Source organism: Acinetobacter sp. 231_lipA (assembly GCF_058243005.1).
This window is the reverse complement of sequence record NZ_JBZAYU010000001.1, coordinates 1,442,649-1,457,444: the sequence shown is the minus strand read 5'-3', so window position 1 is coordinate 1,457,444 and position 14,796 is coordinate 1,442,649. Positions and strand designations below refer to the sequence as shown.

The following is a 14,796-nucleotide window of genomic DNA, read 5'->3' as shown; positions in this document are numbered from 1 at the left end:
CTTAATTTGTTTCTTCTGCAACCTGATACTGTTGATTGATCCAATTTTGATATTCACCACTTTGAATATGTTGAACCCACGCTTGGTTATTCAAATACCACTCAACGGTTTTTCTTAAACCCGTTTCAAAACTTTCTTCAGGCACCCAACCAAGGTCTTTTTGAATTTTGCTTGCATCAATTGCATAGCGTAAATCGTGACCAGGGCGATCTGTCACATAAGTAATCAAGTCTTCATAACGAGCCACACCATTTGGTTTATTTGGTGCAAGCTCTTCTAACAATGTGCAAATGGCTTTAACAACATCAATATTCTTTTGTTCGTTATGACCGCCAATATTATAAGTTTCACCAACAGCAGCCTCAGTAACCACTTTATATAAAGCACGTGCATGATCTTCTACAAATAGCCAATCACGAATTTGATTCCCATTACCATATACAGGTAATGCTTTGCCATTGAGGGCATTCAAAATAATTAATGGAATCAGCTTTTCTGGGAAATGATAAGGGCCATAGTTGTTTGAGCAATTGGTTAAAACGACAGGTAAACCATAGGTTCGGTGCCATGCACGAACCAAATGATCTGAACTAGCCTTACTTGCTGAATATGGTGAACTTGGAGCATACGGTGTTGTCTCAAGGAACAAGTCATCTGTACCTTCTAAGTCACCATAAACCTCATCCGTTGAAATGTGGTGGAAACGAAATGCTTGCTTTTTATCTTCGCTTAAACCGTTCCAATAATGACGAGCAGCCTCCAACAACTGGTATGTTCCAATAATATTGGTTTCAACAAATGCAGCAGGGCCTGTAATTGAACGGTCAACATGCGATTCAGCAGCCAAATGCATCACAGCATCTGGTTGAAAACTTTCAAATAATTGATCTAATGCAATGCGATCACAAATATCAGTTTGGGAAAATTGATAACGTTCATTATTTTCAACCAATGCCAACGATTCTAAATTACCAGCATAAGTGAGTTTATCGACATTGAGTACCTGATGGGGTGTATTTTGAATAATATGGCGAACGACTGCTGAACCAATAAAACCAGCAGCGCCTGTTACCAATAATTTCATATTTTCCTGCTCTTAATTTAAATTGATTGATAGCAAAATAATTTTAGGTTATCTATAGATAAGATGTTTCTTTATTCTAAAACTATTTCAGTATTTTATTCAAAATATGTAAATAAATTGTATAAATAGTTTAATTGAACACGTTAAGCTTTATCAAATGAACATTAATAAAATATATCAATTCTTGTGCAAATCTTTGGTTTTGTAACCCTCTACATAGGTTTGTAAGATATTTTTAATTTTTGTCTGATTATCTCCTTGTTCAGATAAATCAGATAACTGCATAAATACGCTGTTAATTTGATCAAAAAAATAAAAATGCTCATACGATTTTAAAATTCGTTCATGGTCAGTTTTGCTAACATTTTCAGATTCGATGAGTAGCTCTTCATATAGTTTTTCACCTGGACGCAATCCTGTAAACTGAAGTGCAATATCCCCTAAGCCTTTTTCATCTATAGGTTTAAACCCACTTAGACGAATCATCTGTTTAGCCAAATCAACAATTTTAACGGGTTCACCCATATCCAGCAGAAAAACATCTCCGCCTGTTCCCATTGCCCCCGCCTGAATCACTAACTGCGCAGCTTCAGGAATGGTCATAAAATAACGCGTTACTTCTGGGTGCGTTACTGCAACAGGCCCGCCTTTAGCAATCTGCTTTTTAAACAAAGGGACGACAGAACCTGACGAACCAAGTACATTGCCAAAGCGTACAATACTAATTTGAGTTTTTGGATTCGTCGACGCTAGACCCTGACAATACAATTCTGCCATACGTTTAGACGCCCCCATCACACTGGTTGGACGTACCGCTTTATCTGTTGAAATTAAAACAAAATTTTCAACATTTTGGTTTACCGCTGCATCTACACTACGCTGTGTGCCAATGGAAGTATTATAAATACCTTCAAATGGATTTGCTTCAACAAGTGGTACATGTTTATATGCTGCGGCGTGATAAACCGTTTGCACTTTGTACTCTTGAATAATACGTTCTAATTTTTGCTGATGGGTGACAGAACCTAGCACTGGAATAATTTGTATATCAGAAGCCTGCAATTCACGGTCGATTGAATACAAAGCAAATTCAGACATTTCAAACAGCACTAGCATTTTCGGCTGATGCTTCACAATCTGACGACAAAGCTCAGAACCAATTGAACCGCCCGCCCCTGTCACCATGACCACTTTATTTTTAATATTTTTTTCTAACAGTTCAGGTTTCGGCGGTACAGGATCACGCCCCAATAGGTCAATAATATCCACTTCACGGATATCTGAAACTTGGACTTGACCATCCACAAGTTGGGTTACCCCTGGCAGTTCCATAATTTTGACATCTGCCGTATCAAAAGACTCAATAATATCTTTTTTACGCGCACGTCCCACAGAAGGCATGGCAAGTAATACTTCTTCAATACCAAATTTTCCAAGTTTCGCTTGCACTTTTCTTGGTGAATAAATTTTTAAACCACTCAGCGACTGTCCATGTAAAGACCGTTTATCGTCAATAAAACAGACGGGCAAATAATCATCTGAACGGTTTAAAGCTGCTGCAATTTGCTGACCTGCCAGCCCAGCGCCATAAATCGCCACACGTTTACGGCTTTGCTTTTTGGCAAAAGTTTTAAGAGTAGCGTAGCGAATGACGGCACGGCTCCACCACATGTATGAAAACAGCATAAAGCCATACATCAGTGGAATACTCATCGGAATAAATGCAACATTGAGTTTTTTTATCGTGTATAAGGCCACGATTTGAATAAATGTCCCGATTAAAATTCGCAGCAAATAATCTTCATTAAATGAACGCACAATTGCACGGTAAATACCAAGCAAGGCAAAAATCAGAATGCCAACTACACCGACATAAATATACCAAGCATCCAGTCCTTGCATGACCTGAACATTGGGACGTGCCAAACGGATAGCATAAGCCAACCACATCATCAATGGTAAAATACAGATATCCATCAGCACCAAAACGATTTGTTTTTGGCGACGCGGTAATGATGCTATAGAACGGATAAATTCTTTCACAACGTGCTCGAATCAGGTAAAGAGGAATATTCGCGCGTATATTATACGTGCTTTTCTGGTTTAGATTTTTGCGATCACCGCTTGGATCGCATCCACGGTTTTCTGCAAGCTGTGCTCAGACAAGGTTGGGTGTACAAGGAACATTAAACTTGTTGTACCGAGCTGTTTAGCTTGCGGTAAAGACTGCGCAGGACGCCAAGGCGTACCATCAAATGCTTTTTCTAAATACACTTCTGAACACGAGCCGCTAAAACAAGGCACATTCAATGCATTGATTTCTGCCATGATTCGATCACGCGACCAATCTTCAGGCAAGGCTGAAGTATTCACTTGCACATAGCATTTATAGGCTGCATGCACATATTCAACAGACGGTTTTACTACAGTAAAATACGGACTATTTTCAAACGCCGCTTGGATACGCGCCATATTGGCATTACGTTTTGCAGTCCATTCAGGCATTTGTTTGAGTTGCAAACGACCAATCACCGCCTGCATTTCCATCATGCGCCAGTTGGTGCCAAATGAGTCATGCAGCCAGCGGAATCCCGGCGGATGTTGCTTGTTATACACGCTATCAAAGTTTTTGCCGTGATCTTTATACGACCACATTTTTTTCCACAGACTTTCATCATTGGTAGTGACCATGCCGCCTTCACCACCTGTAGTCATAATTTTGTCTTGGCAGAATGACCATGCGCCAATATGACCGATTGAACCTGCTGATTTGCCTTTGTACTTTGCACCATGCGCTTGAGCACAATCTTCAATCACGAAGATGCCTTTTTCCTCAGCCAACTGCATGATCGGATCCATATCACACATCCAACCTGCCAAATGCACACAAATAATCGCTTTGGTATTCGACGTAATCACTGCTTCAATAGTACGTCGAGAAATATTCTGTGAATCCAGCTCTACATCAGCGAAAATAGGATTAGCACCGGCAGTGACAATCGAGCTTGCTGAAGCTAAAAAAGTACGTGAAGTGACAATCACATCATCACCTGCACCAATACCTAAAGCTTTGAGTGCTAAATCGAGTGCGACTGTACCATTGGCTACAGCGACGGCATACTGCGTCTGCGCAAATGCTGCAAATTCTTTTTCAAACTCACGGCACTCTTGTCCTGTCCAATAATTGACTTTATTGGATAAAAGGACCTTTGACACCGCATCTGCTTCAGCTGAGGTGAAACTTGGCCACGGTTCAAATGCAGTGTTTAACATGAGTTTTTCCTAAATTTATCATTTACTGGTCAGTATACGGGCAGGATTTCCCACCACTGTTACGCCCGCAGGCACGCTTTTGGTCACCACAGCGCCCATACCCACCACAGCACCACGACCAATCACCAAAGGTTGCGCAGGTGTGCCTTGTTTAATCACGGCACCTGCACCAATATAAACATGGTCTTCTATATGAATATTACCGTTGCATTTTACGCCCGGTGCAAACGTGACGAAATCACCAATCACACAATCATGCTCCACATAACTATATAGATTGGCGTGGAAGCATTTGCCAATTTTAATATTGGATGTAATCGTGACAAAAGGACTCAACGCAGCACCTGCGCCAAGTTCTACCGCATCCATCAGCAGCGTATTATCTGCCTGCACTGACCACAATGGAAGACCATCTTGCTCCAGTTTCAGTGCAATTTTTTCACGTGCTTGGCTGTTAGCAATTGCAATCAGTACCGCTTTGAAAGATACAGGCTGTGCTTTAAATTGTGGGTAGTTCATGGCACGATGACCATTCACTATCGTAATTTCAGTCAAGGCATCATCAATAAACACAATTTCAGCAGGCTCTTGCTGACGTGCTAATTGTTGACGCGCTACAGGCATCAGACTACGTCCACACCCCGAAGCCCCATATACAGCATAAAGTTTAGTCATGTTTGCTGCCTGTGAATTTATGCATCGTGACGTCACCTTCGGCACTAATATCATCTTTCGCGAGCACTTTTTTTACCGTTTTCAGCATGATTTTAAAGTCGAGCCACAGGGACTGATTGTTGACATACCATGTGTCGAGTTCAAACTTCTTTTCCCATGAAATAGCATTACGTCCATTCACCTGCGCATAGCCCGTAATACCGGGGCGCACATCATGGCGTTTGGCTTGCTCGCTATTATATAAAGGTAAATATTCCATCAACAAAGGGCGTGGCCCCACGATACTCATATCGCCTTTAATCACATTCCATAACTCTGGCATTTCATCCAAACTGGTGGCGCGTAGCATTTTACCAAAAGGCGTTAAACGCTCACTATCGGGTAATGGATTGCCCTCAGCATCAAGCGCATCCTTCATGGTGCGAAACTTAATCATTTCAAAAGGCTTGCCATGCAGACCCGGACGTACCTGACGGAATAAGACAGGCGAGCCTAGATTTTTTTTCACCTTATAAGCCACCAAAGCATAAATAGGAGACAGCAGCACCAGCGCAGATGATGCAATAACAATATCCAATAACCGCTTTAACATGGTTCACTCTTAAGATTAGATGAAGATGGGGAAATGGTATCCATTTCTAGCAATCATTATACCCTGTCCAAAGCCATCAGATTTGTAAAATATTTCAACGGTCAAAGGGACTCAAGTATTCCCCATTCTAAAAGCTGTCACACCATATATCCGTTTAGAAATCTGTCCAACGACGATTGACTGCCTGACCCGGATTATTCATGCTGATCACCTTCGCATAGTTTCCCACCGCAGTTGCATTTTCAGGAATATCTTTGGTCACAACGCTTCCTGCACCTATAGTGGCATTATTGCCAATTTTGACATGCTCAATGATGCAGACATTGGGCCCAATATAAACATTATCGCCAATTTCTGCGGCTTGACGGCCGCCATTTGCACCAATGGTGGTAAATTGCGATAAATTCACATTATTGCCAATCACAGTTGTCGGATTAACGACCAACGGCCCGCCATGCCCAATAAACAAGCCGTAGCCAATTTGAGTCGTGGTATGAATATCAATGCCGTACTGCTTTTTTTTATAATAATAAATAGGATAAGCCAACTTTGCCCATACAGTTTTTGAACTGGCTAAACGCAGCCAAAATGAAAAATTAAAACCACGATTAAATAAATAAGTTTTCAAAAATGTTTTAAAACTGACATGACCGGTATAACGGTATAAATCACTTTTTATATATTTTAAGGTCATCTGGATCGCCTCTTAAATTGGGTGAATCGCCTTTAATGAATATCCATTTCAGCCATCATGTGCTTATTTACTTGAAGCACATCATATTTATTCAGCGTAATTTCTCGCGAACGCTGTCCCATATACTCAATCAGTTTTGGATCTTCAATAAAGTATTGCATGCTTTGCACCAGCTCATCGCCTGATTTCACTGCAACCAAATAACCATTCACACCGTGCGATACCGTTTCACGGCAGCCCGGTGCATCGGTGGTAATAATCGCCCGTCCCATAGCCATCGCCTCTAATACCGTACGTGGCGTGCCTTCACGATAAGATGGCAACACATACACTGAGCATTCTGCAATTGCAGGACGGACATCACTGAGTTTGCCCCAATATTTAAGGCGACCATCGGCAATCCATGTATCGAGTTCAGATTGCGAGATAGCAGATGGATTATCATCAATCCAACCGACCAAATGAAATTCCGATTCAGGATATTGTGCTTTGATGATGCGTGCCGATTCAGCATATTCACGTACGCCTTTATCACCTAAAAGGCGTGCAATCAGTAAGAATGAGGCTTTGACCTGCCCTTGTTCATTTTTGGGTAAAGGCATGACATCAAAGTCTTGCACATTTACCCCTGAACCATTCACTACTACAGTGGGTTTATCAGCATCAAGCAAGTGCATATCTTGAAATAATTTGAGGTCATCAGGATTTTGAAAAAAGACTTTGTCGCTACGTTTGAGCGCTTGCGCATATAAGCCATGCACCAGCTTTTGAAACAGACTGCGCTTACCCGCTTCTACATTTTGAAAGGCATAGCCAAGACCTGTAATTAAGGCAAAACGATGCGGTACTTTCGCAAGCCAAGCCGCCAAGGTACCGTAAATGACCGGTTTAATGGTATAGGACAGCAAGTAGTCAGGCTGAATTTGACGAATTTGCCGATAGATATGTTTTAACAGTTTTAAATCAGCCAGTGGATTGGTGCCGGTACGCTGCATGGGAATCTCATGCAGATGATAGCCAAGGGCTTGCAGTTTTTGCTGCTCTTCAGGAAATGACACAAACTCAGGCGCCATAATATGAATTTCATAGCCTTGCGCATGAATGGCTTCCAACAGTTTCCCGCGGAAATTTAAAACAGAAGGCAGAAAACTGCTGATCATTAAAAACTTCATGCCTGTTGGCTCCACACCTGCATATATTGACCACTGACAGTTTCAATACTGAAGTTCTGCTCTACCCATTCACGCGTTGCTTGTTTTAAGCTTTGTTTTTCTGCTTCTGATTTTTGTGTATAAGCTAAAATGGCATCTGCCAAAGCTTTGGCATTGCGTGGTGGAACGATGCTTCCCAAATCCTGCACAATATATTTGGCATCGCCAACATCGGTGCTGATACACGGCAGTCCCGATGCCATCGCTTCGACCAAGACATTCGGAAAACCTTCGGTAATCGAAGTCATGAGTAATGCATCAATGGATTGATAAAAGGCAGGCATGTCCGAGATTTGATCAAGCAAATGCACCTTTTGAGCATCTAACTTATACTGCTCGAATAAAGCTTTCACTTCAGCATTTTCTAGGCTTGCACCACCACCTGCAATTTTAAAAATGATGTTTTCATTTTTCAGCAAGCCCATGGTTTCAAACAAATAGGGATAGCCTTTGGCCGTGTGATAACGCCCTGCAAAACCAATCACGGTTGGTTCATGCAATTGAGGATTGGGCTGAAATTTATCTAAAAACACGCCATTGGCAATCACTTGACTATTGGCATTTTTAAAGCCAAAGGCATGATGATGCTGCATAGACGAATGCGCACAATAAATAATGGCACTGGCTTGCTGTGACAATATTTTACTTAAGGCCAAGGCAATTTTGGTACTGATCGATTCATCTTTGGGAGAAGCAAGCGAATGATGAATGCCCCACACCACATTCGGTTTTTGAGCTAAACCAATGACACTGAGACTGGTCAACACATTGGCATGGTACATCCAGCATTGCACCGTTGCAGGCTGTAGTTTTTTAAGCAATGTACGCAGTTTGCTTACCGTACCCAATGTGTTTATACCATTCCAATCCAGTGCATAATGCGCCTGACAACGATCTAAAGTACTTTGATACACCTCTGATGTTTTCATTAAAGCAATGATCACATGTTCGTATTGGTGTTCAGTGTGTTGAATCAAACGTGCCAGCATCATCTCTGCACCGCCCACGCCCGCAAAGTTGGTAATCACATGCACCATTAATGGTTTGCTCATGCTGCAGACTCCATCATACGCAAATACTGCTTAAGTACGGTTTGCTTATGAAACTGCTGAATATGCACTTCAAAATCAGCTTCTTGATATTGCACATAATCTGCAAAAATCGCCTGTTGCATAGCTTGAGTTAACCCTGCCTGATCATTGCATTCGACCAATAAACCAAACTCGGAGTTTTCTAGAATTTCCATCGGACCGCTTGGGCAGTTGGTACTGACCACTTTTACTTTTGAAGCCAACGCCTGAATGAGTACTCCAGGCAAACCTTCCCAATTGGAACTTAAAACAAACAGCGATGCATATTTAAAATAAGCGTATGGATTAGCATCAAAGCCCGGTAAATCCACCACATCGTTTAAACCCAACTCGGCTACTAGAGCCTCAAACTCAGCACGTAATTCGCCTTCACCTAAAATCAGTAATCGGGTTTCAGGATGCTGATTATGCAAGGCTTTAAAGGAACGAATCAGAAAACCAAAGTTCTTTGCTTCAGTGAGACGCCCCACTGCCAAAATCACTTTGTGATCATTATTAAAAAAGCGATGTGTGACTGGCGCTTTGAGTTTTTCAAAATAGGCATCGTCCAATACTGGGTTATAAATGGTACTCAGATTATTATTTTTATAGGCATAATATTCACGAAAATCGGCTTCACTCCCTTTAGAAACACAGACCACTTGCTGTGCCATGGGATAGGTCCAATTCACCAAAATTTTCAGCACAAATTTAGCCACACCTTGCAACTTCATATTTTTTGACGGTGTCGATACTTCACGGAAGATTAATCGCGTTTTAACACCTGCGAGTTTTTTCGCAATCCCTGCCACAATATTGGTATGGGTTTGTGTTGCCACTAAGCAATCATATTGCTCAGCTTTCATTTTTATTTTTAAAGGCGTGATGCTATTCATCACCCGACCGCAATTAAAATTGACCAATTCAATTTTAGAACTCACTTCGGATAAGAGCTTGGCTTTATCGCCATTCAGGTCACATACGCCTAAATGAATTTTAAGCCCTTGTTCAGCAAAACTGTTCGCCAGTTGAATGACCGTACGTTCTGCACCGCCACCGCCCAAGCTTGGCAAAAAGAACATGACTTTATTCAACATATGCAGACCTAAATTTTATGAAATGATAGAAAATTAAAATTGGTTTTTTGAGGCTTGAGTCGCCATGGCACGTTCCACGCGCGCACGATAATCCGTAATACCAGCTAAGTCAGTATCACTGGCACAGGTGCTTTGAATTTTGGCTTGGAAGTCATCAAAACTGCTCACCACTTTGGCAGGTACACCAATCGCCACGCTATGGTCAGGAATATCTTTGGTCACCACCGAACCTGCACCAATCACGACATTTGAGCCAATGCTCACGCCCGGCATAATAATGCTATTCACACCTATAAAGACATGCGAACCCACTTGAATCGGGGCAAAGCGTTGATAGCGTTTGCCTTGCTCATCATGAACCAAACATGTACTGCCGTCATGGGTAATAAATTTCACCCCTGAGGTCACGGTCACATGGTCACCAAGGCTGACCAAAAATGGTTCTGAGCCCCAGCTTTTAATATAAATTCGGCAATTTTCACCGACTTTTACACCTTTTTTACGTGCATAAGCCACACTGCCCTTCGCCATAAAATAAGCCAGATCAAACAGCTGTCGAAAAGCAGAAACCATAAATGCCATACGCATGACCTATGTCAGGATCAGAAAATCAAAAGAGAGGAAATTAAGCTGAATATTTTACGCTGAAAATCCACTTTACGATATGGAAACCGCAGTCACGATGCAGGATGAAAAATAAGATCAGAGCGATTTGATTTTTTTGGCAGGACTGCCGACATACACACCCGATTCATCCAAAGGTTTCGACACGAGGCTACATGCCCCAATCACCGAATCATTTGGAATTTTCACGCCATCGAGTACCGTCACCCGCGCACCAAGCCAAATATTTTCACCTAAACTCACGCCTTGTTTGGTAATCGCATCTTTCACTAACAAATCCGGCTCACCAAATTTATGATTACTGGCAATGATGATGCTTTGCGTACCAATACGGGTGTTATCGCCAATCGTGATACCACCACAGCCATTGATAAAAGACTTAGAATTAATGCTAACGTCTTGGCCAATCGACACCTTGCCACCAAAGCATTTGATATAACAGCTTTCACCAATAAAACTGTTATCTGCAATTTCTAAAAATGCACCTTGCTCAACAATTAAACTGACATGATCGCCAATATAGACATTCTTGCCGATCTTGACTTGGCCATTAATCTCTAGGGTACACGCTTTGCCGAAGTAACGAAATTGTGTACCAAATGCCATGTTGTACATCACTTTACGGCACTGTGAAGCAAACCAATTCATGTATTTTAAGAATTTAAAAAACATCAGTTTTTGTTTCTCCACACCACATATAAAATGGCAAAGTTATAAAAAATTAATGCCACAGGCACCGCAAGTAACATATACAATTTATCGGCAAAGACTGCATAGAAGCCTGCAAATAATGCGAACTTAATCATGAGTTCTACGATTTGCAACTTAAACAATACTTGGCTGTTGCGCTGAGCAATCAGAAAAGCGGAGCTTGGTGGATTACAGAAAATCGCCCAATAACCTAAAGCTAAAATTTGGAAATAGCTCGAAATACCCACCCATTCACTGCCAAAAACCCATAAATATAAAGATTCAGGCAATACAAATACTAAAGCAAATAAGGGCAGTGAAACTAAACTCAGTAGCACACTGGCTTTTAATGCATTCTTGCCTGAGTGCGCATCTTTAAATTTGCGAATAAAAAACTGACGCAAAGTTTGCGAAATCAAATTAATCGGAACACGCAAAGTCCGTTCGACAATGGCATAGAAGCCCATCGCCTGCACACCAACAAAATGCGACACCACATAGTAAGGCAAATTATGTGAAAAACTATTCAGCAAGGCATGTGATGTATTGGCATAAATAAAATCTTTGTAATGTTTAAATGCCTGCCAACTGACTTGATAGAGCTGATGTTTCAGCAGATAAAGTAATACTGCCACAATCATAATGATCGAGCTGACGTTATAACTGTTCACCAAGCTAATTTGCATAACAAACGGTAAGGACAGTTGAACCGCCACCACGATGGCACTACGGAAAATATTTAAACCTGCACAAAAATATTCTTTATGTGCAGAAAATTGATAATTATACAGACTCTGAATCAATGTATTGGCAAGCACACCTGTGGCAACTGCAGCTGCCATTTCAACATTTAAAATAAAGCTAATGACGATGCCACTAAGAATCGCAATGCCCGTTGAGAACACTGCCCCTTCAAAAATCAGACTCTTTTTATCTTGCTCGTCCGCGACCAATAAGGCTTGATCAAGACGTAAATTGGCAACCGTCGATAAAACACTAACGAGGGCTAAAGCAATCCCATACGCACCAAAGTCTGCAACAGAATACAGGCGTGTTAAAACAGGAAGTGCGATAAATGTCATTATCGCACCTGCCAGTAAACTTAAGGTAATCAGTCCAATGGACTGATATTTTGCGAAAAATTTCGCAATCATCTGTTCAATATCATTTTAAGTTGTTTACGTACCAACGCATGGCCAGTTGAATGCCTTTGGCAATTTTGAACTGCGGTGCATAACCCAAATGTTGCTGAATTTTGGCAATGCTCGCTTGTGAATGACGTACATCACCTGCACGGAACTCACGGTAAACAGGATCACGCTCAAAGTTCACATCATTTGTCGCAAGCGCTGCCTGAATAGCAAGATATAACTCATTCAGCGTCGTGCGGTCACCTAGTGCCACATTATAGACCTGATTTTTTGCTTCATCGCTTTGCGTTGTCGCAGCTAAAATATTCGCTTGCACCACATTTTGAATAAAACAGAAATCTCGACTGGTTTCACCATCACCGTTAATAAACACATCTTCACCAGCAATCATTGATGATGTCCATTTCGGGATCACTGCTGCGTAAGCACCTTTCGGATCTTGGCGTTGACCAAACACGTTAAAGTAACGTAAGCCAATTGTTTTAAACCCATAAGTTTTCTCAAATACATCTGCGTATAACTCATTGACGTACTTCGTCACTGCATAGGGTGAAAGTGGTTTACCAATATTTTCTTCGACTTTTGGCAATGCGGGATGATCACCATAAGTCGAACTGCTGGCTGCATAAGTAAAGCTAGCAACACCCGCATCACGCGCAGCAGTGAGCATATTTAAGAAACCACTGATATTGGTTTCATTGGTCGTGATTGGATCGGCAATTGAACGTGGTACTGAGCCTAAAGCGGCTTCATGCAAGACATAATCCACACCTGCACATGCTTTTTGGCAATCTGCAAACTGACGGATATCACCTTCAATAAAGCTGAATTTTGCCCATTGCTCCGCAGTCACTAAGCTTTTTACTTCGTCCAAATTATGCCGATGCCCTGTGGCGAAGTTATCTAAACCCACCACAGTTTGATTGAGCTTGAGTAAAGTTTCTAAAAGATTCGAGCCAATAAAACCTGCTACACCTGTCACCAACCAAGTTTTAGGTGCAGTTTTGAGCTTGTCACATACCTGTTGATATTGATTCATGATGGTATGCTCCTTACAAACGTAGATCAGATTCGGCTTGAGATAAGACGTATTTCAAGTCATACAGCACATGATCAGCTTTACCCAAAGCACGAATTGCATCAGCGCCCATCACCTTAAATTGCTGATGGGCAACCGCAAGAATCACAGCATCATATTTGCCATTTTCTAAGTTTGAAATTGGGCTAATACCATATTCATGCTCAGCCTCAGCAGCATCTACCCAAGGGTCATAGACATCAATTTGAGTGTGATATTCCTTGAGTTCATTGACGATATCAATGATGCGTGTATTACGAATATCTGGGCAGTTTTCTTTAAAGCTTAAGCCTAAAATCAGTACCTTGGCATCTTCAACTTGAATACGTTTTTTCAACATTGCTTTAACCAGTTGAGTCACCACATAAGCACCCATACCATCATTTAAACGGCGACCCGCTAAAATAATTTCTGGGTTGTAGCCAATCGCTTGGGCTTTATGAGTCAAGTAGTATGGGTCGACACCAATACAGTGACCACCGACTAAACCCGGACGGAATGGAAGGAAATTCCATTTAGTTCCAGCAGCCTCTAATACCGCTTCCGTATCAATGCCCATTTTATTGAAAATCAACGCCAATTCATTAATTAAAGCTATATTCACATCGCGCTGAGTGTTTTCAATCACCTTCGCAGCTTCTGCAACTTTAATACTTGCTGCTTTATGTGTGCCTGCTTCAATAACCAAATTATAGACTTGATCGACATAATCAGCGACTGCGGGTGTTGAACCCGAAGTGATTTTTAAAATATTAGTAACGCGGTGCAATTTATCACCCGGATTAATACGCTCAGGGCTATAACCTGCATAAAAATCCTGATTGAATTTTAATCCTGAATTTTTTTCTAAAACAGGAATACAAACTTCTTCAGTTGCACCTGGATAAACCGTTGATTCATAGACAACCACATCACCCTTTTTCAGTACTCTAGCAATACTTTCGGATGCTTTAACCAAGGGAGTCAGATCGGGTTGCTTAAATTCATCGATCGGGGTTGGAACTGTAACAATAAAGAAATTACAGTCTGCTAACTGCTGTAGGTTCGTGGTGTAGCTTAAATGCGTTGCTTGCTTTAATTCTTTTGGTGAAACTTCTAAAGTATGATCTTGTCCGCTCTGTAGCTCATCAATACGCTTCTGGTGAATATCAAAGCCCATCACGGGAACTTTTTTTCCAAACTCAACAGCTAGCGGTAAACCGACATAACCTAATCCGATGATGGCAATTTTTAATTCGGAGAGTTGTAACATACTGAAGCCTATGTCATCGATGAATCATCAATCATCGTTATGTTGTAAATAGCGTTAAATTATATCAGAAAATCAAATTTCGATTGTGTAATGATGTTCTAAACATACATAAAAAGTCATACTTCCCGATTCAAATAGATCAAATCTATTGTCCTTTTTATCTAGTATGCTATTTTGTTAAGATCAAAGTCTCAGGTACATTTTTTATATTTTATAAAAAACCTAATCGAATTACGTTTTAAAACATCAATAACTATATTAAATAGCGCGAATAGTATAGAATTTTGCAGTCTGAAACGTACAAT

Annotated in this window: 14 protein-coding genes; all 14 read right to left on the bottom strand. The window is 41.1% G+C overall.

Translation table 11 applies throughout. The features are described 5' to 3' along the window. Position 1: 1 nt before the first annotated feature. Complete coding sequence (gene rfbB / locus AC4CUX_RS07350; RefSeq protein ID WP_153566297.1) at positions 2–1,084, bottom strand: dTDP-glucose 4,6-dehydratase; 1,083 nt, start codon at positions 1,082–1,084, stop codon at positions 2–4. A 177-nt stretch (positions 1,085–1,261) separates the two neighbouring features. Next, the gene (locus AC4CUX_RS07345) at positions 1,262–3,127 is read right to left on the bottom strand and encodes a polysaccharide biosynthesis protein (protein WP_490792277.1); all 1,866 of its coding nucleotides are present in this window, start codon (positions 3,125–3,127) and stop codon (positions 1,262–1,264) included. A gap of 60 nt (positions 3,128–3,187) precedes the next feature. After that, positions 3,188–4,357, bottom strand: a complete 1,170-nt coding sequence (locus AC4CUX_RS07340) for a DegT/DnrJ/EryC1/StrS family aminotransferase (protein ID WP_490792276.1) — start codon at positions 4,355–4,357, stop codon at positions 3,188–3,190. A gap of 18 nt (positions 4,358–4,375) precedes the next feature. Next, on the bottom strand, positions 4,376–5,032 hold the full coding sequence (locus AC4CUX_RS07335; RefSeq protein ID WP_490792275.1) for a NeuD/PglB/VioB family sugar acetyltransferase: 657 nt from the start codon (positions 5,030–5,032) through the stop codon (positions 4,376–4,378). Then, positions 5,025–5,624, bottom strand: a complete 600-nt coding sequence (locus tag AC4CUX_RS07330) for a sugar transferase (protein WP_490792274.1) — start codon at positions 5,622–5,624, stop codon at positions 5,025–5,027. The genes AC4CUX_RS07335 and AC4CUX_RS07330 overlap by 8 nt, the downstream gene beginning before the upstream one ends. A gap of 154 nt (positions 5,625–5,778) precedes the next feature. Further along, entirely contained in the window at positions 5,779–6,318 is a 540-nt protein-coding gene (locus AC4CUX_RS07325; protein ID WP_279732319.1) for a serine O-acetyltransferase, read from the bottom strand. A 32-nt stretch (positions 6,319–6,350) separates the two neighbouring features. Continuing rightward, positions 6,351–7,490 carry a glycosyltransferase family 4 protein gene (locus AC4CUX_RS07320; RefSeq protein WP_490792273.1) on the bottom strand — a complete coding sequence of 380 codons (1,140 nt, stop codon included), beginning with the start codon at positions 7,488–7,490 and terminating at the stop codon, positions 6,351–6,353. Next, positions 7,487–8,581: a glycosyltransferase gene (locus AC4CUX_RS07315; protein WP_094148641.1), complete on the bottom strand. Its 1,095-nt coding sequence runs from the start codon at positions 8,579–8,581 to the stop codon at positions 7,487–7,489. Before AC4CUX_RS07315 ends, AC4CUX_RS07320 begins: the two co-directional genes overlap by 4 nt. Further along, entirely contained in the window at positions 8,578–9,696 is a 1,119-nt protein-coding gene (locus AC4CUX_RS07310) for a glycosyltransferase (RefSeq protein ID WP_490792272.1), read from the bottom strand. Before AC4CUX_RS07310 ends, AC4CUX_RS07315 begins: the two co-directional genes overlap by 4 nt. Before the next feature lie 33 nt (positions 9,697–9,729). Next, positions 9,730–10,278, bottom strand: coding sequence for an acyltransferase (locus AC4CUX_RS07305; RefSeq protein ID WP_490792271.1), 549 nt, complete (start codon positions 10,276–10,278; stop codon positions 9,730–9,732). Positions 10,279–10,398: 120 nt separating this feature from the next. Continuing rightward, a complete protein-coding gene (locus AC4CUX_RS07300; RefSeq protein ID WP_490792270.1) occupies positions 10,399–10,968 on the bottom strand; it encodes an acyltransferase in 570 nt (189 codons plus the stop codon). Between the two features lie 23 nt (positions 10,969–10,991). Then, a complete protein-coding gene (locus AC4CUX_RS07295; protein WP_490792269.1) occupies positions 10,992–12,164 on the bottom strand; it encodes an oligosaccharide flippase family protein in 1,173 nt (390 codons plus the stop codon). A gap of 10 nt (positions 12,165–12,174) precedes the next feature. Next, positions 12,175–13,200 (bottom strand): NAD-dependent epimerase/dehydratase family protein, encoded by a 1,026-nt coding sequence (locus tag AC4CUX_RS07290; protein ID WP_490792268.1) that lies wholly within the window; start codon positions 13,198–13,200, stop codon positions 12,175–12,177. A gap of 13 nt (positions 13,201–13,213) precedes the next feature. Beyond that, positions 13,214–14,491, bottom strand: a complete 1,278-nt coding sequence (gene tviB, locus AC4CUX_RS07285) for a Vi polysaccharide biosynthesis UDP-N-acetylglucosamine C-6 dehydrogenase TviB (protein ID WP_125274494.1) — start codon at positions 14,489–14,491, stop codon at positions 13,214–13,216. Between the last annotated feature and the right edge of the window lie 305 nt (positions 14,492–14,796).